Source organism: Paenibacillus germinis, from assembly GCF_013141785.1.
Lineage (GTDB): Bacteria > Bacillota > Bacilli > Paenibacillales > NBRC-103111 > Paenibacillus_E > Paenibacillus_E phytorum.
On the sequence record NZ_WHOC01000149.1, the window covers coordinates 130,352 to 151,279 of the forward strand.

The window sequence follows — 20,928 nt, forward strand, 5'->3', positions numbered from 1 at the left end:
TTAATAAATCTTTGTATCTGCGTTATAGCTTTCTAAATTTTCTTTCACTCTTTGTAAGAACCTGCCACAGATGACACCATCAAGAATACGGTGATCCAGGGACAAACAAAGGTTAACCATCGAACGAACCGCAATCATATCTTGAATAACGACAGGCTTCTTCACAATCGATTCGAAGGTCACAATAGCTGCTTGTGGGTAGTTGATGATCGGGTAAGACAGAATCGAACCGAAGGAGCCTGTATTATTTACAGTAAATGTGCCGCCAACCATATCATTCAGCGATAATTTCCCCGCGCGTGTTTTCTTCGTCAATTCATCAATTTCTCTGGCTAATCCTGCTATATTTTTTTGATCCGCTTTTTTGATAACTGGCGTCAAGACTGAATCTTCCGTTCCTACAGATAACGAAATGTTAATATCGCGTTTCACGATAATTTTATCTACGGCCCAGACGGAGTTGATGATCGGGTAATCCTTAATGGCATTGACGACCGCCTTCAGCATGAATGCCAAGTACGTTAAGTTAATGCCTTCTCGGCGCATAAACTCGTCTTTCACTTTATTCCGCAGAACAACAAGATTCGTTACATCGACCTCAATCATTGTCCAAGCATGCGGAATTTCTGTTACACTCTGGCGCATTTTTGAAGCAATGGCATTGCGCATTGGTGTAACGTCAATGAAATGCTCATTGCGAGCATCTAATGAATGACCTTCCGCTTCAATCAACGGTGTTTGCGGATTAGCGGACAGATGGATGCCAGAGCTGCGAACAGGCTGGTGAGCCTGCTGCGAATCTGCTTGTGCAGCGGTTTGAGGAGCAACTGCAGCTGCCGGTTGATTCGTTTGCACTGCGGCAGGAGCTGCATTCGCTCCACCGGAGGCGATGAATTGCTCAACGTCCTTACGCGTAATTCTTCCGCCAAGCCCCGTCCCTGCAACACGAGACAAATCTACACTATTGTCTTGCGCAAGTCTGTGCACAGCTGGAGAATAACGACCACGCATGCTTTGGTCTGAGTCTTCCGCCAGCGCGGCTCCAGCATGACTAGCAGCTGCAGCTCCTGCGGTTGATGCTCCGTTCGCCAAAGCTGCACCCGGCTCTTCAATCAAACAAATGGCTTCGCCAACAGCAGCTGTCTCGCCATCGCCGACAATAATTTTTACAAGTGTACCTTCAATTGGTGAAGGCATTTCCGTATTCACTTTCTCTGTGAAAAGCTCACAAAGCACATCGTATTGTTCAATATAATCGCCAGGCTTCTTGAGCCATTTGCCTATTGTAGCCGAAACGAGACTCTCCGCTAGATGCGGGACCGTTACCTCGGTTAGTCGGCTGTTGGTTTGGTTCATGGGTGTACCTCCTAAGTTCAGGAAATGATCAATATAAGGAATTTAGATGTGAGAAATTAGAACATAGCAAGCTGGTGCATAGCATCCTTCAGTTTATCTGCATTGAGCAGGAAAAATTTCTCCATCGGTGGGTTACTGCCCACTGCCGGAACGTCAGGGCCGCAAAGTCTCGCTATTGGCGCATCAAGCTCGAACAACATTTCTTCGGCGATAATCGCCGACACTTCAGCACCAACACCGCCTGTTTTGTTGTCTTCATGAGCGATGAGCACTTTGCCTGTTTTCCTAGCGGCCTCCAAAATAGCCTCTTTGTCAAGTGGCTGTAGGGAGCGCAGGTCAAGTACGTGTGCCGAAATGCCTTCCTTCGCAAGCTCTTCAGCTGCTTGTAAGGCATAATTTACAACCATGCCGTAGGCGATAACTGTAATGTCTGTGCCCTGGCGTTTGATGTCGGCCTTGCCGATCGGCACGATATAATCGTCATCTGGTACGTCCGCAGATAGTGCCAGATAGCACTTCTTGTGCTCGAAGAATAACACAGGATCAGCATCTCGGATTGCTGCCTTCAACAGCCCCTTAGCATCATATGGATTCGAAGGCGCTACGATCTTAACACCCGGCGTGCCAAAGAAAACAGATTCCGGACATTGGGAATGGTATAAGGCACCTGCTCCGGTCGCACCGTATGGAGCACGAATAACAATCGGGCATGTCCAGTCATTATTAGAACGATAACGAATCTTAGCCGCTTCGCTAAGAATTTGATTCGTTGCTGGGAAGATGAAATCAGCAAACTGAATTTCGGCGATCGGTTTCATCCCATACATCGCCGCACCAATAGCCACACCTACGATGGCAGACTCCGCGAGCGGCGTGTCTAGTACACGCTCCTCACCAAACAAATCACGCAGCCCTTTGGTCGTGTTCAAGACACCACCTTTACCAACATCTTCACCGAGTACGAAGACGTTATCATCCTGCTGCATTTCCTCCTGCATGGCAGAACGGATTGCTTCCAAATATGTAATTACAGCCATAATTTATTGGTCATCTCCTTCCGCGTAAACATGAAGGAGCGTATCTTCCGGTTTCGGATAAGGCGCGAGATCCGCATACTTTGTAGCTTCATTAATCTCTTGCTTTTGCCGTTCCTGAAGGTCACGATCTTGATCTTCACTCCATAGTCCGCATTCCATTAAATATTCTTTGAACTTAAGGATGCCGTCTTTTTGACGGTTCTGTTCTACTTCTTCTTTCGTCCGGTACAGCATGTCATCATCCGATGTTGAATGAGGCATGAGTCGATAGGAAATCATTTCGATGAGCGTTGGACCTTCGCCACGAGCTGCTCTTTCTCTTGCTTCCTTCGTCACCCGATACATTTCTAATACATCACTGCCATCTACTTGAATACCTGGGAACCCATATCCCAGCGCACGATCAGCGATTTTCCCTGCCACTTGTTTATGAAGAGGAACGGAAATCGCGTATTGATTATTTTCACAAACGAAAATAACAGGCAGTTTATGTACACCCGCGAAATTACAGCCTTCGTGGAAATCACCTTGATTGCTTGAGCCTTCGCCGAAGGAAACAAATGTGACGAAGTCTTGCTTTTTCATTTTGGCAGCAAGCGCGATACCAGCAGCATGCGGCACTTGGGTCGTAACAGGGGACGACCCTGTGACTATATGATTTTTCTTATCGCCAAAGTGACCAGCCATTTGCCTTCCACCACTGTTGACGTCTTCTGCTTTGCAAAAAACCGCAAGCATTAAATCCCTCACAGTCATACCTACAGATAGTACAAACGCATAGTCACGATAATAGGGCAAGAAATAATCTTTTTGCGCTTTCATCGCAAAAGCCATCCCTACCTGACCGGCATATTGTCCCATTCCAGATACGTGAAAAGGTATTTTACCTGCGCGTTGAAGCATGAAAGCTCGCTCATCATATTTAGCAGCAAGACTCATGACTGTATACATACGAACGGCTTCGTCGTCAGACAAACCTAAACTTCTATGTTTATATAGTTGACCAATAGACATGGAGGTTGCCTCCTTTAGAAATTTTAGGTACCACATAAATTTATTACCTGGTCCTAGTACTTGACTCTATATGCTTATTATAAACGCAAATGTTTATGATTACAATTTTTATCCGCTAATTGCAATCCCATCGACGGCCAACATCGCTTCTCCTAATGCTTCTGACAAAGTTGGGTGTGGATGAATGGTTTGCCCCACTTCCCAAGGCGTCGCATTCAGTACCTGGGCAAGCGCCGCTTCGGATATGCTGTTCGTCACATGCGGTCCAATCATGTGTACACCCAGAATGTCATTCGTTTCACTATCTGCGATAACCTTTACGAAGCCATCTGTATCTCCATATACAAGTGCTTTTCCAATCCCTTTGAAGCTAAATTTGCCAATTTTCACTTTGTGTCCTTGGTCTACAGCCTGTTGTTCGGTCCAACCAACACTAGCTATTTCCGGTCTTGTATACGTACATTTTGAAACGAGATGCGCTTGCAGCTCATGCGGAGTTTGACCCGCCAGGTGTTCAGCTGCCAAAATCCCTTCATGACCGGCCATATGAGCCAGCATGAGCCCTCCAATCACGTCGCCAACCGCATAGATATGTGATTCTGTCGTTTGCATGAACCGATTCACACGAATGCTACCTTTATCTATTTTAATATCTGTATTTTCAAGCCCGATTCCCTCAACATTGGCTACGCGCCCAACAGATACAAGCACCTTATCTGCCGTTAATTCAACGATCTCACCTTGCTTGTCCGCTTGTAAAGTAACACTGCCTTCCGTCACCTTCACCGAATCAGGAAGCACTTTTGCACCAGTAACCAAGTTAATGCCGCGTTTCTTAAACAATCGCTCCAGCTCTTTGGAAATATCCGCATCTTCTAAGCTAACTAATCGTTTATCCAGCTCAACTATGGTAACCGCTACACCGAAATCGCTCAGCATCGAAGCCCATTCTACACCGATCACACCGCCACCGACAATAATGATTGACTTAGGAAGGTTCTCCATACGCAAAGCGTCTTCACTCGTTAAAATATGGGTACCATCGATCTCTAATCCTGGTAAATTACGCGGTCGGGAGCCTGTAGCAATGATCAAATTACTCGATAGAAGCGTTTCGATATCCCCGTCTTCCTTCTCTACAGAAACAGCACCGCTGCGTGGTGAAAAGATAGAAGGTCCAATTATGCGACCATTGCCGTAATGGACCGTGATTTTATTTTTCTTCATCAGGAATTGCAGTCCTTGATGCAGCTGATCAACAATACGTTGCTTACGGTTAAGCACACTATCAAACTTCACTTCAATGGACTCAGCAGAAATGCCATAATCCTCACTTTTCTTCATTGTTGCGTATACTTCAGCACTTCGAAGGAGAGATTTACTTGGAATACAGCCTTGATGTAAACAAGTGCCTCCAAGCTTGTCCCTTTCCACGACAGCCACCGTTTTCCCTAATTGCGCAGCCCGTATAGCCGCGGTATAACCTCCAATACCACCACCAAGAACTACGACGTCATATCTATGTTCACTCATTATGTATTTCCTCCCTATTAAACGATTACTACCTCATATGTATACACTTCTCTCTATTATATTACCCTTTTTTGGTTATCAAATCATAGTCTTATTTGTGAATTAGACACACTAACAGATTCAGAGTATGATGATAGAAAAACATGTATCATGCAAAGTAAGGAGCAGCTATGAGAGCACCATTTTATCGATTTATTGCTATTCTTCTTCTCGTTATTCCCGGTTTGACAGCGACCTATGGATTCCTTGCCATGAAGGACGCCTTTTTCGCTCAATTCGATACGGATGGTCATATCCTGTGGGGAAAATTTATCCTTGGGCTTATTTTGTTTCTTCTAGGTGTTGCTTTTATTGGGGGATGGACTTTTTTCCGTGATCGTAAACGAAATTATGTAGCACCAAGATTTAAACCAAACCGCCGCAAATAGACCGAACTTTCAAGTCCGGCCTAAACGATCTAACCAATGAAGAAATCGGTTCTTTTCAATCATTTGCGTAATGGAACTCACCTCCGCTTGTTTATGAAGGAAGCCGATTACAGCAACAATCACACATTGTGCTTCCCAAGGCAAGATCATGATGATTCCATAACCTAATGTAAAACCAAGTAGATTCGATCCGGCATCACCAAGCATCCCTAGTCCTCGAATATCAAGGCTATAAAGAATCAATCCACCCATGCATACCGGGATCATTGGAAAAAACACACTCGTTTCCAAGTCCAAAAAATACAAGCCCACGAACAATACCACACAAGAACTACCCAAAAATGCTTTTAATGAACGACCTGGACGAACGTCAAGCAAATTCAAGGTATTTGTCATGAGTATCAGCAGTATTAGCTCAACCCCCATCTGCCAGATGGGGGTTTGATCGTTTCCGACCGCTACAACAAGCCATGCAGCAATTGTTAATGTGCCTAACGCCTTAACGGCTCCCATCGATAAAGTCTTTGACTCCATCCAATATTGGAAGTGACCCTTTAGACCTTTTACGGCTTTACTGCCTATTAAATCATCTGTCCAACCTAATAAAAAAATGAATGTAGCGGTAAAAGTGAATACTCGATTATTCACTTCAAGGGAACTAATCTCTTTCAGCAATGAATTTTCGCCCATCAAGCCTGAAGATTCTAACCTTACAGCACCTTGAAGAACCAGCTCCTGAAGCCATAAGAGCAACCAAAGAACGACCCCCATCCCGCGAGGGATGGGGTGACCAAGATAGTTCGGGCCCACCTGCCCATGGGCCTCCAAAAAGCGCCTTACGTGTGGCAGCATCCACCACCCTGCCGCTCCAAGCACAATCAGATCGAGGATCGATCCGATGATAACCATACCTGCTTCCTCCCCTTCCAGCGAGTCAGCAGCGTCAAACCGACCTCGGCGAACTGCTTGCCGCGGTGCACGCATCCGTGCCAATCCCGCCCCGTTTCACGGTGCGTGATGGGCACGTCCAGCTCCACGATGCGCAGGCCATGCCGCACCGCATCGATCGTTAGCGCGACTTCCACGCCGAAGCCGTGCGCGAACCCTCCAAGCTCCCGCAGCCGATCAGCGCGCACTGCGCGTTGTCCGGACAAGGGAGCTTCGGTCTTATAGCCGCTGAGCCGGTGAATACCGCGGCGGGCCATACCCTTGACCAAGCCGAAGCCTGCTTTGGCGGTAGACGGCGGCAGCTTCGCTATCGCCATATCCGCTTCGCGCCGCAGCAGCGGCTCGATGAGGACGAGCGCCTCTCCGGCCGTATCCTGCAGGTCGGCGTCAAGGAAGAGCAGCAGGTCGCCGCGTGCCTTGGCGACACCTGATTGCATCGCTGCTCCTTTGCCGCGGCGGCGATCATGCTTGACCAGCTTGTCCACCCAAGGCCAAGCAGCCTCGTAGGTATTATCGACGCTGCCATCGTCGACCACAATAATTTCGAAGCTCATCCCCGCCCCTCTAATGAAGTCCGACTGATTCAACAGATGTTGAAGTGTACACGGAATCGTGCTTGCCTCATTCCAAGCTGGAATAATGATGGATAGATATGGATTCATCCTTCACCTCCAAGCTTCCAAACAACGTGAGTAACTCGTTTCAAAATCCAGTGAAGCTGAAAAAGCCCTAGAGCAATAAAGAAAAGTGAAAGAAGAACAGTGGTACCTGCCTCTTTCGTCCATAGATAGGGCTGCTTATACAGGGCGCCTACACTTTTGATATCGACCAAACGCGCCCCTACCTTCATCCGAACAAGAAGTGTGCTTCCCATGCCTTCCCTTCCTTTTTCCAGAAAATCAATCATGTGGGTATGTGCACCAACCGTAACAAGCCACTCCCCCCGCTGCTCAAAGGCAAGTAAGAGCGCCGCATCCTCACTGGTTCCGAAGCAAGGCAGTACGTGCGCGAATAACCCTAATGTAGTCAATCTAGCCATTCCCGGTGCCGTTCCATTCGGGTAAGCATGGACAATTAGCTCCGCGCCGCACGAAAGTGCTTGATCCGTCACACTGTCCATATCGCCTACAATAAGATGCGGCTGATAACCGCACTCCAGCAGTGCGTCGGCTCCCCCATCCACCCCAATCAGAATCGGATTGACCATTGAGATAAAAGCTTTTGCGGCAAGTAAATCCTTCTTATACCCCTTCCTTCTGGAAACAACCAACACATGCTTACCCTCGCAATTCACCCTTAGGGGTAATGAGGGCAGTGGCTCCATAAGAGCTCGCTTCTCCCGAATTGCATAGGTTAACGTATTATCAATAAATTGCTCTAATAGCCTTGACGATTGATCATTCGCAAGCTGCTGCAAGCTTATCCAATTCTCACGTGTAAATGCGGTACAGGAGATATGCTGATCTTCGACGATGATCGTATCCTCATAAATCGCAATTTCCTTATTCGATTCAAAAACTTCGAACGCCGACGACTCCACTTCCCAAATCGGTATATGCTGCTGCAGCAGCAACAGGGGTCCTTGGGTCGGATATGTGCCACTCATCGTTTGGTGGCAATTAATGATCGCTTTGACTTTACGGTCGATGAGTTCCTGTGCAATGACTTCATCCAAGTCACGGTGCTGAAGAACAACGATTCGGCCTGGCGGCAAATCACGCAGCAATACTTTCGTAATCGCCCCTACGCTAATCTTCCCTTTGCAGAGCGGCAGCGGCTTCGAAGAAAACAATGACAACGAGGGCCAATTCATGATAGACACCGACTTTCCTTTCGTCTCTTGGCCCACTTATTTTGCCCTTTGCCACTATATTCTATGTATATTTTACCCATCCAATGGCAAGTATTGGGTTATATTCTTATCGAAAGGAGATGAAACATCCATGGAGCTAAACATGAGCGCAGACGAAGTGTTAGGCCACATTGTACAGCTTCACAACACCGGGGAGTCGCTAGCCAAAAAAAATGTGAAGAAGCTGCATCCTGACCTTATGAAAAACGCCCTGTATTACTACCCTAGCTGGGAGCACGCCTTGCAAAAGACAGGAGTGGGCAACATCATTCACTAAACATACATAAAATTGCACACAAAGAGCTCCGAAGGGGATTCACCCTTTTCGGAGCTCTATTCAATCAAAGTTCATGCTTCGTTATTCAAGAACTTCCCATTCAACTTGCACCATGCGATCTACCCATGTGCGGATTTTTATTTCAATCGCACTTTCGATTTCTTCATCCGTCATTTCACCAAGTTTATATTCCGCTATTTCAAGTACATCCTGCTTAACCAATTCGCCTGACACGGCTAGTTGAATTTGAATACGCAAAGCTATCACCCTTTTCCAAATTGAGTTGAATTTATAAGTTATAAGAAAACTTTCCATTGCTCCTGGCCAAATGATTCTTTAAAATTAACTTGAATGACAATCAAATTTATAAGAGGAAAAGAGGAATCCTAATGTCACGAACTCAAGCACAAAAAAATCGACAACGAAGTTTACGCGAAGGCAAGCTCGATCCTGCTATTCATCGACTGCATTGGCATGGAGTCAACCCAGTAACCAAAACGACGCCTACATTGAAACAATTACTAACTAAACAAAATGATAAACACAAATCAAGGAATTTGAACCATTCGCATGGTGACGATTCCTTTTTTCATGCTTCATTAAGCTCATGGATCGTGATTCCTTGTTCGGCTGCATAACGGACTAACGCTTCTCTTTCCGCAGGACGAAAGGTATAGTTACAGTCAAACCCGTTAAAGAACAGCTTCCACTCCCGTACAACTCCGTTATCTCCTACCTCTAACTCCGCTACATATAAGGAATCTGGCTCATCTTCAAATTGAAGGCCGATGTGCAGCTGTACCTTCCCTTCGGTCATTTCCTGCTCACAATAGTCCATAATCACGAGTGTTGGCCCTCCTATTGAATTAAATCTTTTTTATTTATATAATATACTAATGCGCACAAGCTAAACAACGAGGTGAGACTTTGATCGCAGGTCAAAGATCCCTATACGAAAATGCTAGTTTATGCTTAAGCTTACGTAGAAAGTTTTGCTAAAGCAAAACTCTTAGGAGGAATTACCATGGCATACGATCCGCAGGTAGTAGATGCAACAATAGTTAGTGATAACAAAAAAAATGGTCTTTTCGAAGTCGTTGTCTCACTGAAAGACCGCAATAAATGCCGTCTTTTCTTCGAAAGAGATTCCGAAACCGGTATCGGCAAAGTGACTGATTTGAATAGATTGATGAAAGAACCTTGCCCGATCTGTCGCAAAGATTACCTTTGCAACTGTCTTGACCGTTACAAATATTCAATTGCGGATCAAGCTCTTACATTCATAAAATAATGGCATGTCGAAACCCCCTAGCTAACTAGCTAAGGGGTTTCATTGTTATTTACGACTTTGCTGATACTGCTTACACGCATGAATCCATTCTTTCACCATGTTCGGATTAGATGCGAAATGCAAATGTGTATAGCCGGCAACAAGATTCCCGGTGAGATACCCATCTGCTTTGGTTCCAAGCCTACCCTTCGATTGAAAGGCAGCTTTCACATCTGCACCCTCTTTAGCTTGAAACGTTGAATAATGAAATTCATGGCCGCGAGCCTCTTCACCTAAGGGCAGCAAAAAGTTTCCCTCTACACCAGAAGCCTCGCGGTAACCTAAAGCTGCTAACTTCGTCTGCATGTTGACTTTTCCGGGGATCATGCCAACCATTGGAAATTCATTTCCTGTCGTATCTACAATTTGTTCCGTGAGGAACATAAATCCACCGCATTCAGCGAGTGTCGGAATTCCTTCCTCAATTCGGCTGCGGACAGACGCCTTAACCCCTTCTTCGGCAGCTAATCGTTCAGCGAATTCCTCGGGGAACCCTCCACCAATGTAAAGTCCATCAGCATCAGGAGGAACCTCTTCACCCGCAAGTGGTGAAAAGAATACACATTCCGCACCTCCTGCCTCTAACAGTTCCAGATTCTCCGGATAATAAAAGTGGAATGCGGCATCTTTGGCGATCGCGATTTTAACCCGTTTAGGTGCCTCAAGTTGATCATCGCTTGTAAACAAAACGGATTTACAATCTATTGGCTCAGCTGCGGCTAAATCCAACAAAAGATCCAAATCTATATGTGCCGTCACTTTGTCAGCCAAAAGCTCAAAAAAAGTTTGGAGCTCGCCTCGCTCAATCGATGGAACCAGACCTAAGTGTCTTTCAGGAAGTTCAATGTTCACGTCGCGAGGCAGAAACCCAAGTACAGGAACACCGCATTCCTGCTCGATAGCTTGCTTAACCATCTTATAATGCCCTTCGCTGCCTGCTCGATTGGCAATGACACCTACAATGTTATCGCCATGACCAAACTCCTGAAAGCCTTTCACGATCGCAGCGGCGCTTCTTGCCATACTGGCAATGTTGACAATTAACACGATCGGAGCACCTAGAATGCGTCCTATATCCGCGGTACTGCCTTCGTCCGTCATTGGGTTTTTGCCATCAAACATCCCCATAACACCTTCGATAATCGAAATATCTGAAGCTTGACTTCCTCGCTCAAATATTTCCTTCACCGCGTCACGCCCAGTCATCCATGAATCCAAGTTGCGTGAAGGCCTTCCCGTAACTGCCGAATGATAGGTTGGATCAATATAATCGGGACCACACTTAAATCCCTGAACCGTAATTCCTCGTTTCTGTAAAGCAGCCATCATACCGATGGTCAAGGTAGTCTTCCCTACACCACTGCCTGTGCCTGCAATGACAATCCGCCGATCCATCACAAGCCACCTCGTTCGAATGAAGCAGAACCAGTAAAGTCCAGTAATCCCACAGAAATTGTGACATTTCCTGATTTTTTCTTAACTAATGCTAGTTTATCTTGGCCGGTGTAAAGCTTAACAGCCGGCTCACTTACCGCATACGCTCCTGTAAACTGATACACAGTCTCGGAAGGTGCCTCGACGGTCACGGTGTTCAACTCTTCAGGTGTATAGGTGATGAACTCCCAGCCATGATTACGAGTAACCTCGAGCAAGCCTACTTCGTCCTTCTTCAAATCGATCGTACAGACTGCTTTCACGCTTCGTATGGAAAATGATAGCTCTTCAAGTGTTAATTGTATGACTTGTTCAATTTCATCTGCTGAAGTTCCGCGGTTACAGCCTATTCCTAGAATAATAACTTTCGGCCTGTACAGCACTCCGTTAGTTAGAATGCTTTCCTCCTCTAGCCCCAGTAGACGATGAGTGATGAGCAGGACAGCATTCGGCTCGCTTGCTCGACCTTCCGAAATCGATGTGAACCGCCTAATATTGGCGGGTATAGGTCGCTCATGTGTCCACCAATTCGGTTCACCCGATTCCTGAATAACAGCAATTCGCTCTTCATTAACGACAGCAGCGCTGACCGGGGTCAGTTTATCTGCCGATTCCCAAACCCAACCGAAACGACGGCCGAAGAGATCGACAGGAATTGTTTTCTGAACATCCGATGCCGTAGTAATCACAGCCCTTGCATGAATAGCAGCTGCAACCTCATGAGTTAGCTCGTTTGCGCCACCCAAATGCCCAGAAAGCACGCTGATGACATGCTCCCCATTATCATCAATAACAACAACACCAGGATCTTTCTTCTTATCTTTCAGTAATGGAGCAATCATACGAACAACAGCTCCTAGGGAAATGATGATAATAAGTCCTTGGTATGCGGGAAATAATGCAGGAAATAATAAACGAACACTGCCCTCAAACATTTGTATCGAGCGCTGCTCTTCATCACCTTTGACGAATTTGCTCATGTAATAGACATCCGTACCGCTCATTTGCTCATTCAGCTTACGTGCAATCTCGACACCATGCTTCGTAATTGCTACGATCGCATAGTCATTTTGTTGTCGTATAACAGGAATGACTCCCTCTTCAAGACTAATCGTCATGGCTTAACACCTCTGCGGAAACGGTGTGTAAATGATTTATCGTATAATTTGGAGCGATACTCCTCTTTGCCGTGAATTTCCGGATCCAGCGCCCAGCCTGCCAAAATCATCGCATGCGAACGAATACCATGGCTCCGCATATCCTCTTCCAGCTTTCCTACCGTTGTACGAACAATTAGCTGATCCGGCCACGTAGCACGCTGAACGACCGCAACAGGTGTCTCCTCGCTCCACCCTGCCTCAATAAACTCGCTAACTACTTTCTTGATTAAAGTAGCACTCAGGAACAAAGCGATTGTACAATGATGTGCAGCAAGGTCGCGCAATTTCTCAAGCTCCGGCACTGGCGTACGACCTTCCGCTCGAGTTAGAATAACCGTTTGGGTAAGATCTGGAATCGTGAGCTCTGCGCCAACAGCCGCGGCTGAAGCGAAAACGGAGCTTACACCTGGAATAATTTCATAGCCAATGTTTTCTTTACGCAGCAGAGCGATTTGTTCCATCGTTGCACCGAACATAGCCGGATCTCCGGTATGCACGCGCACGACCATCTTCCCCTGTTTAAGGCGGTCGACGATGATGCCAACCATTTCTACCAACTCCATGCCGGAGCTTTTCAGAACTTCTGCTTCAGGCTTCGCCTTAGCGATCAACTCTTCATTCACAAGCGAGTCTGTATACATCACAACATCTGCTTGCTGAAGAAGCTTTAAGCCTTTCACTGTGATCAAATCCGGATCTCCCGGTCCCGCGCCAATTATATAGAGTTTCATCTATTTTCTCACCACCATCAAGGTTAAATATTCCAATTCTCGTCCTTGCAGTTCTTCCACATTACGCCAAATTTCTTCCTCCGAGGAAGTGACTTTCGTTAAAACGGATGCCTTATTCACAAATCCGAGATCGCGAAGTACGGATAGCATCAAATCAATCACTTTGGCGACCTTGATGAACACGACACAATCATGTTCTTCGATGGCCTTGCGCATCTTGTCGTAGTCGTCCATAGCCGGGACAATGGCAATTTGCTCATCACCATCCGCTAAGGGGATGCCCAAACGTGAAGCAGACGCGTTAATCGAAGAAATCCCAGGGATGGAGACAGCCTTTACTTCAGGATGACGTTCGTTCATAAGCCGCATCAAGTGAATGTAGGTGCTATAAATCATCGGGTCGCCCTCTGTCACGAAAGCAACATCTTTTCCCTGCACCAAATGTGCCCAAACACTTTCAACTGTCTTCGTCCACTGCATTTCAAGCGCATCTTTATCCCTTGTCATTGGAAAAGTGAGCCCCATCATCTCTTTTTGCTCCGTATTCACGTATAGCTCCGTAATCGCTAGCGCATAGCTCTTGGCTCCACGCTTCTTTCTTGGGTAAGCGATGACTGGACATTCTTTTAACAATCGAAAAGCCTTAACCGTAATTAATTCCGGATCGCCTGGGCCAACACCCAAACCATACAGTGTGCCTATATTACTCATCGCCTTTTTCTCCTTCCATATCTGTCTGCTTGCGCTGCGCTGTAATGATGTAGATCGGATTCAGTGCGTCGAATCGTTTCATATGAAGGATAGGCTTGCTGCGCGATACTTGTACTAGCGATATCTGCGTAGAGAAACCAACCTTCTCAAACGTTTTATCGGCCTCGTATAACGTCTCTATCGTCGCTGCATTCAACACAATCCTGCCATTCGGCTTCAGTCTAGCTGCACATATTTCGAGCAGCTCTTGCATCTCTCCACCGCTTCCGCCAATAAAGATGGCATCCGGATCAGCGAATACATCGAGACCCTTTGGCGCTCTGCCATGCACGGCTGTAAGATCAACACGAAACTTGGCGCTGTTTTCCAGGCAATTTTGGAGATCATCTTCGTTTTTCTCGATGGCAAATACGGCGCCTTCACGAGCTATACGTGCCGCCTCAATGGCTATGGAGCCTGTACAAGTTCCAATATCCCATACAACACTATCCACTTGTAGAGCTAATTGACTGATGCTTAATACACGAATTTCTTTTTTCGTTATTAGCCCTTTATCCGGTTTGCGTTGGGCGAACTGATCATCTTCAATGCCAAGCGGCCAAACAGGCCCTGGGACTTGTTTTTTCAAAATAACCACATTGAGTGGTGAAAATGTTGCCGTGACCAGCTGGTCCAAATCGTACCAACCACAGCGTTCTTCGGCTCCGTCCAAATTCTCTGCCACAAAGGCACGATATTCGGTCATGCCAAAAGAAAGCAAATAAGCCGCAATCGCACTCGGTGAATTCGTTTCATCCGTGAGCAGGGCCACTTTGTCTTTCCCATCTATTCGCTGCGCCAAGCCTTTGATGCTCCGTCCATGAACGCTTGTGATATAAGCATCGTGCCAGCTTTCCCCCATCCGGGCAAAAGCCAGTTGAATCGAGCTAACAGCCGGGTAAATTTGTACACCTTCCAGCTTCTTCTCAACATAACCGCCAATCCCATAAAAGAGCGGGTCGCCCGAAGCCAAAATGACAATGGAACGTTCTTCTTTCTGAAGTTTACTCATGAGCTCTGGCAAACTGCCTTTTATGACGATTTTCTCGCCTTTATATTCAGGAAAAAAGGCAAGATTCCGCTCTCCGCCTACAAGTACTTCACTTTCATTAATCCATTTGATATACAAAGGGAGCAGGCTCCCTTGTCCGTTATCGCCAACACCAATCACTTTCACATTTCTACTCATTCGTATGCCATCTCTCCATTCTCGCTCCGCTTCACCATCGCCGATTTCCCTAAGAGTTCGGCTTTCATTGAAATGATCGCTGTTTCTATGAAATCAAACCCGTCTCTCGCAACCTCTTCTAGTCCAGCTAAGTTGCAGCGCTCGCATAACCGCTCAAAATAACGCAAATTCCCCGTAGAAGCCATTAAATCTCCAACCTGTGAAGCTGTGTTGGCACCTCTGATTTCTTCAATAAGTGCATCGGACGCTTCCGATTCGATCGCGACCTGCGCAAGAAACCCAAAATCAACCGGAGCGCTCTTCGAATGCACCATCATCACACCTTGTGCCACCTTTGAGAACTTGCCCATCATGCCGACCAACGTCACCTTACGGATGCCTTGTCTTTGGGCTTGTATCAGAGCAAATCCGACAAAATCGCCCATCTCGATAAAAGCTTCCTCCGGAAGCTCGGGATACATGTTAATCCCGAATATTTCCGTCCGGCCGCCAGTCGAGAGCACCAGATGCTTGCAGCCACATTTCACGGCAACGCGAATCGCTTGTGCGACACTGGCCTTGTAGGCCGCACTCGAAAATGGCACCACCGTGCCGCGGGTGCCGAGAATCGAGATGCCGCCGAGGATGCCAAGACGCCCATTCAGCGTCTTCTTGGCGATTTCTTCGCCGGCGGGCACAGATACGAGCACGTCTACACCGTGCACGATCTCGTAATGGTCAAGCACTTCCTGCACGGTTTCGCGGATCATCTTCCGCGGGACCGGGTTAATCGCTGCTTGACCGATCTCGACCGGCAGGCCGGGCTTCGTCACGCGCCCAACGCCAATGCCGCCATCGATGCCGACGCCAGGCTCGGCACGGAAGCTTACGCGCACGATGATCTCCGCACCGTGCGTCGCATCAGGATCATCGCCGCCGTCCTTGATGAGGGCGGCTTCGCCCCACAGCTCCGTGAACGCGCAGCTGTGCAGGGCAAATTCAACCGTCTCCCCGATGGGGATACGGATGTGCACGTGCGATTGCGGCGCTTGCTCGATGAGCGCCACTAGTGCTGCTTTGGCTCCTGCGGTGGCGCAGGAGCCGGTGGTATATCCGTGGCGCATGGGCTTGCCCGGTACTTCCTCCATAGGCGCTACTCCTTACGCGCCGCCATAATCGACAGCGCGTTGACTGCTGCAACGGCAACGGGACTGCCGCCCTTACGGCCAATGTTCGTGATGAACGGAATGTCCAGCTTGGCCAGTTCATCCTTCGATTCCGCTGCGGAAACGAATCCAACAGGCACACCGACGATGAGCCCTGGCTTCGCGATTCCTTCTTTGACGAGGCGAATCAGCTCCAGCAGGGCTGTCGGTGCATTCCCGATGGCATAAATAGCTCCATCCGCTTCCTTAATCGCTTTGCGAATGGAAATAATCGCCCGTGTCGTGTTCAGACGCTTGGCTTCCTCCATGACATCCTTATCCGAGATATACACTCTCACATCGCCGCCGAATTGCTCAATACGCGGCTTACTAATGCCGACTTGTACCATCTGAACGTCGGCCACAACGATTTTGCCAGCTCGAATGGCAGCAATCCCCGCTTCGATGGCTCTCGGATGAAAGACAAGACTGCGTCCTAATTCAAAATCCGCTGATGCATGAATTACACGCTGTACAACTGGGTATTGTTCCGGAGTAAACGTATGATCGCCTAATTCCTCTGTAATCATCTCAAAGCTTTTCTCTTCAATTTCTTGCGGTTGTACCGTTAATGGCTTAAAATCCGTATGAAAATCCATTTATTTAGCCCTCCTTATGAATACTATCGTTTATAAATTGTATAACACCTTGAAAGTCAGAATAGAGCGTCCCATATTCAAGTTCAGGTCTACCTATCACAATACTCGGAATACCCATTTCCAGCGCTGCTTCAAGCTTCTCATCCACGGCTCCGACTTTCCCGCTTTCTTTCGTTATCATCAAAGTAACTTTGTAATGGTCATATAGAGCTTTATTTAACTCTTTGGAAAAAGGGCCCTGCATAGCCACAATATTTTTCTGCTCAATGCCCAGTTCTTCGCATTTCTCCATATTATCTTGGCGCGGAAGCATCCGCGCAATGAGCCTCGTATCGGGAAGCCCAATTAGACGATCAGCAAAAATCTTCAACGTTTTGCTGCCGGTTGTCAGCATAATGCTGCCACGCTTCTCAGCTGCTAATTCTGCAGCTTGTTTATAATCATCAACCGTCGTAACAAGTGCACTTTGTTCAATGGACAAGCTTTGACGTTCGAAACGTACATAAGGAACAGCCGCCAATTTAGCAGCCGCCATCGCATTCTTCGACGCTTCCTCAGCAAAAGGATGGGTCGCATCAACGACCACGCGTAAGCCTTTATCTTGAATTAGCTGATTCATATCTTCCGCTGTTAAGCGACCTGTGAGTACCGCAAGCCCTTCCGCATCCATGCTCTTCGCTGCACTTTCGGTTACAACCGTTGTGAGCACAGCATAACCTGCTGCGCGAATTCCTAACGCCAACTCCCTAGCATCACTCGTACCTGCAAGAACGAGAATCATCGTTTGTCACCTCTTGAATGAGCATGGTCATGATCATGGGCGTGATGATCGTGGTCATGATCGTGGTCGTGGTCGTGATGGTGATGATCGTCATGATCATGATGGTGATGATGATCGATATGCTTCATCGCCTCTAGACGATATTGACACATGTCGCAGTTCATCTTCACTTCATCTTGAAGCGCTTCCTGCGCGCGTCCAATCAGAATCTCTTGAAGCATCGGATGGAAGCCGAAATATGGAGCCATCTGGAATTGTTTATCTGGATATGTCTCCCGATACCCTTGAACCATTTGTTCCATGCGCCCAATCAAAACGCCTGTGAACAGGAAATATGGCAAGATGATTACCTTCTTCGCGCCGAGCAGCAAACAGCGCTCAATCCCAGCATCCATCAGAGGTGCTGTAACTCCGATAAAGGCTGTTTCTACCCATTTCACCTGAAGCTTCTCCCAAAATAATCGTGAGATTTTAAACAAATCGCTATTCGCATCTGCATCACTGCTTCCACGCCCAACAATAAGTAAGGCTGTTTCACCTAAGTCCTCTTTCACTTGAACTCCGAGATCTTCTACCCTGGAGGATAAAATATCAAGAATTTGTTCATGAACCCCAATTGGTCTACCGTATGTAAATTTCAACAATGGATATTTTAATTTCGCATCATCAATAGCAGACGGGATATGAATTTTTGCATGCCCAGCCGCAAATAAGATAATCGGAATGACCACAATATGGGTAGCCCCTAATTCTACACAGCGATCAATTCCTTGCATGATCGTTGGTTGAACAAACTCTAGGAAACAGGTCTCCACTATTTGCTCTTTCATCTTACTCGCAATTTCTGAAACAAAAAGGCGTACTTCCTCATTCCCGCCTTCTTCCCGACTCCCATGACCCACAAATAAAACAGCATTCATCTTTTATTTCCCCCTAATTCTAATCGCCGCAAATGGCATTTTCGATAACGAAACCTACCATTTCTTGATGGCGGTAGCCTTCAATTTCTTTGACACGCTTGAAAAATTTATGAAACCGTTCGTTCGGATGTCCTTCTTTTTGGTAACGTTCCACGATTCTGCCAACTAAATCGACAAGCTCTGCTGGGTCAATTCCTTCTGCAACAGGTTGAGCCGCATGTGCATTTCGTCCTACTGTTTTTCCGCCAAGAAAAAGATCGAATTTCTCTTTGCGGTAGACAATGCCGATATCTTGCTGAACAGCCCCATAACAAGCCATGCCACACCCGTTGAACCCAATTTTCAACTCTTTAGGTACTTCTAGATTGCCAATTCGATGATGGATTGCTTCCGCATAAGGAATAGATTCACCTTTTTCTAAATTGCAAAAGTCGCATGCTTTGATCTGGGCAACATCACCAATCGGTGATAATAATAAACCAAGTGCACTTAGTTCGGATGTAATCTGTTTTGGGTTATTGGTTTGCACACGAACAATCAGTTGATGATGCGGTGAGTATTCAATATCTCCACGATCTCCAACAATCTCGCCTAACGCACAAAGTTGGGCTGCTGTTAACTTTTTATTCGCGATACCTGGGCTTACTGCAAACTCAAAGATAGATTGGGTCGCAGTCAGCTTCTCATCAAATTCAAATGGCACCTCTTCATTCCCTTTGGATACTGATACTAGCTGCAAAGCTTCCATTGCAAGCTGTAAGGAGTTACTTGGTGACAAATTCGGTGTTGACTTCAGCTGAGAAGGTTCTTTGATTTCAGTAACCTCGTCATCCATGAGTTCATCTTCTTCATCAAACTCCTCCATGGATTCATCCCAATCCTGCTCATCTAATTGCTCCAAAGCCCAGGGCTCTGCCTCGGATTTCAACCTTTGATGCGGCTTAAGCGGCTGTGTTTCAGCCCCTAATGTGTATTTCCGCTGATAACCGCGTGGTGTAATCATGAGACCGTCATACAACTTGGTTGCGGAATTGCCAATAATAATTGTCGTTAACATGCCAATATCATGATTCAGCATATCAGCCAGTGTCGTCACAACAACATGTTGACGATCTCGATACGCACTTTTGACAATCCCAACTGGCGTTAAAGGAGAACGATACTTAAGCAGAATGCGCTGAGTCTCAACAATCTGCCTGGTCCGTCGACCGCTTCGCGGGTTATAGAGGGCAATCACGAAATCAGCCATTCCCGCTGCCTCAACCCGCTTCGCAATCAGCTCCCACGGCGTAAGATGATCACTTAAGCTAATTGTGCAAGAATCATGCATAATAGGCGCTCCTAACAGAGAACCAGCCGAATGAACAGCTGAAATGCCAGGAATCACTTCCACTTGGACCCCATCCTCACGCGTCCAGCCTTGTTCCATCAATACCTCATAGACAAGACCGGCCATCCCATACACACCGGCATCTCCACTGGAAATAACGGCAACTTTCTTTCCTTGCTTGGCTTGCCGCACAGCCTCTTGTGCGCGACTCACTTCTTCCGTCATACCTGTTCGAACCACTTGCTGTTCGGTTAACAGACCTGCTATAAGATCCACATACGTGTTATATCCGATAATAACTTCGCTTTCCCCAATCGCTTCCCGTGCACGCTTCGTAATATGTTCAAAACTCCCCGGCCCAAAGCCGATAATGAGCAATTTTCCCGACAATTTGAATCACCCTTTCCGTTATTACACAAACAAAAAAAGCATCCCTAACATAAGTCATGTTAGAAATGCTTGGTAAATTACGACAGTTAACAAAACCAGAAGTAACCGCTCTCTAACACTCCCTAATTCCTCGTAGGGGTTATTGTGTTGTTGAACTAGGCAGGTCTCCTGACTTAATCATCCCCTTGCACCTTCCCAGGTTGTTACCCAGTGGTATTTTGCAAGGAGTTACCTTAATGAACGGCGATTATTACAGTGGCGGGTCCGTGCCGGTATTTCACCGGTCTTCCCTTTTAACCATACACCGAATGGATATATGGCACCTAATTCCTTTGATATGCAATTACGATCATCCTACCATCTATCGATAGGGTTGTCACGTATTTATTCATAGATGGCTCGGTAGAGTCCTTCCATCAAACTCTGATAACTACTAGGATCATAGGTCATTTCGGCAAAAGAAACTTGAATGACCTTATTGATCGTTTTAACGACAAAAAAACTATCCTCTCCACGATCCGGGTCAATATAGGTATAGCACTCTAAGTGACTGCTTCCCGTTCTTTGACGTAAAAATTCCGTTGCTTCCGCACTCAAATTCGCATATTTAGGCATAGTTAGCTTCCTTTCCATTTAAACGAAGTGATGCTATCTATTATAGCGTATTTCAACTCTTTGATTCCTA

24 protein-coding genes and 1 riboswitch are annotated in these 20,928 nt (G+C 46.7%); of the genes, 4 read left to right on the forward strand and 20 right to left on the reverse strand.

The window, feature by feature from the left end; translation table 11 throughout:
• The 4 genes from GC102_RS27990 to lpdA all read right to left on the reverse strand — a co-directional run bounded on the left by GC102_RS27990 (position 1) and on the right by lpdA (position 4,940).
• Positions 1–1,356, reverse strand: a complete 1,356-nt coding sequence (locus GC102_RS27990; RefSeq protein ID WP_171692424.1) for a dihydrolipoamide acetyltransferase family protein — start codon at positions 1,354–1,356, stop codon at positions 1–3.
• Between the two features lie 56 nt (positions 1,357–1,412).
• The gene (locus GC102_RS27995; RefSeq protein ID WP_057306382.1) at positions 1,413–2,393 is read right to left on the reverse strand and encodes an alpha-ketoacid dehydrogenase subunit beta; all 981 of its coding nucleotides are present in this window, start codon (positions 2,391–2,393) and stop codon (positions 1,413–1,415) included.
• Positions 2,394–2,396: 3 nt separating this feature from the next.
• Positions 2,397–3,407, reverse strand: coding sequence for a thiamine pyrophosphate-dependent dehydrogenase E1 component subunit alpha (locus tag GC102_RS28000; protein ID WP_171643450.1), 1,011 nt, complete (start codon positions 3,405–3,407; stop codon positions 2,397–2,399).
• 108 nt (positions 3,408–3,515) lie between these two features.
• A complete protein-coding gene (gene lpdA / locus GC102_RS28005; RefSeq protein ID WP_171692425.1) occupies positions 3,516–4,940 on the reverse strand; it encodes a dihydrolipoyl dehydrogenase in 1,425 nt (474 codons plus the stop codon).
• 170 nt (positions 4,941–5,110) lie between these two features.
• On the opposite strand from lpdA, the gene GC102_RS28010 reads away from it, so the two are divergent.
• Positions 5,111–5,368, forward strand: a complete 258-nt coding sequence (locus GC102_RS28010; RefSeq protein ID WP_029192929.1) for a DUF2627 domain-containing protein — start codon at positions 5,111–5,113, stop codon at positions 5,366–5,368.
• A 9-nt stretch (positions 5,369–5,377) separates the two neighbouring features.
• On the opposite strand, the gene GC102_RS28015 is transcribed toward GC102_RS28010, so the two are convergent.
• From GC102_RS28015 to steA, 3 genes are read right to left on the reverse strand one after another with little or no spacing between them, the layout of a single operon-like run.
• Positions 5,378–6,277, reverse strand: coding sequence for a hypothetical protein (locus GC102_RS28015; protein WP_171692426.1), 900 nt, complete (start codon positions 6,275–6,277; stop codon positions 5,378–5,380).
• A complete protein-coding gene (locus GC102_RS28020) occupies positions 6,247–6,978 on the reverse strand; it encodes a glycosyltransferase family 2 protein (RefSeq protein WP_171692427.1) in 732 nt (243 codons plus the stop codon). The genes GC102_RS28015 and GC102_RS28020 overlap by 31 nt, the downstream gene beginning before the upstream one ends.
• Positions 6,975–8,129 carry a putative cytokinetic ring protein SteA gene (gene steA / locus GC102_RS28025; protein ID WP_171692428.1) on the reverse strand — a complete coding sequence of 385 codons (1,155 nt, stop codon included), beginning with the start codon at positions 8,127–8,129 and terminating at the stop codon, positions 6,975–6,977. The genes GC102_RS28020 and steA overlap by 4 nt, the downstream gene beginning before the upstream one ends.
• A gap of 130 nt (positions 8,130–8,259) precedes the next feature.
• Between steA and GC102_RS28030 the strand changes: the two genes are divergently transcribed.
• On the forward strand, positions 8,260–8,445 hold the full coding sequence (locus tag GC102_RS28030; RefSeq protein ID WP_171643455.1) for a hypothetical protein: 186 nt from the start codon (positions 8,260–8,262) through the stop codon (positions 8,443–8,445).
• Between the two features lie 81 nt (positions 8,446–8,526).
• On the opposite strand, the gene GC102_RS28035 is transcribed toward GC102_RS28030, so the two are convergent.
• Positions 8,527–8,712 carry a hypothetical protein gene (locus GC102_RS28035; protein WP_312880084.1) on the reverse strand — a complete coding sequence of 62 codons (186 nt, stop codon included), beginning with the start codon at positions 8,710–8,712 and terminating at the stop codon, positions 8,527–8,529.
• A 122-nt stretch (positions 8,713–8,834) separates the two neighbouring features.
• Here GC102_RS28035 and brfA point away from each other — a divergent pair, with 122 nt between their 5' ends.
• Positions 8,835–9,083 (forward strand): ribosome rescue factor BrfA, encoded by a 249-nt coding sequence (gene brfA, locus GC102_RS40970; protein ID WP_512698996.1) that lies wholly within the window; start codon positions 8,835–8,837, stop codon positions 9,081–9,083.
• Here brfA and GC102_RS28040 read toward each other — a convergent pair.
• A complete protein-coding gene (locus tag GC102_RS28040; RefSeq protein ID WP_171692429.1) occupies positions 9,035–9,289 on the reverse strand; it encodes a hypothetical protein in 255 nt (84 codons plus the stop codon). The genes brfA and GC102_RS28040 overlap by 49 nt on opposite strands.
• 180 nt (positions 9,290–9,469) lie before the next feature.
• Between GC102_RS28040 and GC102_RS28045 the strand changes: the two genes are divergently transcribed.
• Entirely contained in the window at positions 9,470–9,736 is a 267-nt protein-coding gene (locus tag GC102_RS28045) for a hypothetical protein (protein ID WP_029192924.1), read from the forward strand.
• Positions 9,737–9,781: 45 nt separating this feature from the next.
• On the opposite strand, the gene GC102_RS28050 is transcribed toward GC102_RS28045, so the two are convergent.
• The 11 genes from GC102_RS28050 to GC102_RS28100 all read right to left on the reverse strand — a co-directional run bounded on the left by GC102_RS28050 (position 9,782) and on the right by GC102_RS28100 (position 20,858).
• On the reverse strand, positions 9,782–11,170 hold the full coding sequence (locus GC102_RS28050; protein ID WP_171692430.1) for a cobyrinic acid a,c-diamide synthase CobB: 1,389 nt from the start codon (positions 11,168–11,170) through the stop codon (positions 9,782–9,784).
• Positions 11,170–12,327: a cobalt-precorrin 5A hydrolase gene (locus GC102_RS28055; protein ID WP_171692431.1), complete on the reverse strand. Its 1,158-nt coding sequence runs from the start codon at positions 12,325–12,327 to the stop codon at positions 11,170–11,172. Before GC102_RS28055 ends, GC102_RS28050 begins: the two co-directional genes overlap by 1 nt.
• Complete coding sequence (gene cobM, locus GC102_RS28060; protein WP_171692432.1) at positions 12,324–13,100, reverse strand: precorrin-4 C(11)-methyltransferase; 777 nt, start codon at positions 13,098–13,100, stop codon at positions 12,324–12,326. Before cobM ends, GC102_RS28055 begins: the two co-directional genes overlap by 4 nt.
• Positions 13,101–13,811: a precorrin-2 C(20)-methyltransferase gene (gene cobI, locus GC102_RS28065; RefSeq protein WP_171692433.1), complete on the reverse strand. Its 711-nt coding sequence runs from the start codon at positions 13,809–13,811 to the stop codon at positions 13,101–13,103.
• Positions 13,804–15,039: a precorrin-6y C5,15-methyltransferase (decarboxylating) subunit CbiE gene (gene cbiE, locus GC102_RS28070; RefSeq protein ID WP_171692434.1), complete on the reverse strand. Its 1,236-nt coding sequence runs from the start codon at positions 15,037–15,039 to the stop codon at positions 13,804–13,806. Before cbiE ends, cobI begins: the two co-directional genes overlap by 8 nt.
• On the reverse strand, positions 15,036–16,166 hold the full coding sequence (locus GC102_RS28075; RefSeq protein ID WP_171692435.1) for a cobalt-precorrin-5B (C(1))-methyltransferase: 1,131 nt from the start codon (positions 16,164–16,166) through the stop codon (positions 15,036–15,038). Before GC102_RS28075 ends, cbiE begins: the two co-directional genes overlap by 4 nt.
• A gap of 5 nt (positions 16,167–16,171) precedes the next feature.
• Positions 16,172–16,822, reverse strand: coding sequence for a precorrin-8X methylmutase (locus GC102_RS28080; RefSeq protein WP_171692436.1), 651 nt, complete (start codon positions 16,820–16,822; stop codon positions 16,172–16,174).
• 4 nt (positions 16,823–16,826) lie between these two features.
• Positions 16,827–17,603 carry a precorrin-6A reductase gene (gene cobK / locus GC102_RS28085; RefSeq protein ID WP_171692437.1) on the reverse strand — a complete coding sequence of 259 codons (777 nt, stop codon included), beginning with the start codon at positions 17,601–17,603 and terminating at the stop codon, positions 16,827–16,829.
• On the reverse strand, positions 17,600–18,523 hold the full coding sequence (locus tag GC102_RS28090; RefSeq protein ID WP_171692438.1) for a sirohydrochlorin chelatase: 924 nt from the start codon (positions 18,521–18,523) through the stop codon (positions 17,600–17,602). The genes cobK and GC102_RS28090 overlap by 4 nt, the downstream gene beginning before the upstream one ends.
• A 19-nt stretch (positions 18,524–18,542) precedes the next feature.
• Complete coding sequence (gene cobJ / locus GC102_RS28095; RefSeq protein WP_171692439.1) at positions 18,543–20,243, reverse strand: precorrin-3B C(17)-methyltransferase; 1,701 nt, start codon at positions 20,241–20,243, stop codon at positions 18,543–18,545.
• 141 nt (positions 20,244–20,384) lie between these two features.
• Positions 20,385–20,585, reverse strand: a riboswitch (cobalamin riboswitch).
• A gap of 42 nt (positions 20,586–20,627) precedes the next feature.
• Complete coding sequence (locus GC102_RS28100; protein ID WP_171692440.1) at positions 20,628–20,858, reverse strand: hypothetical protein; 231 nt, start codon at positions 20,856–20,858, stop codon at positions 20,628–20,630.
• Between the last annotated feature and the right edge of the window lie 70 nt (positions 20,859–20,928).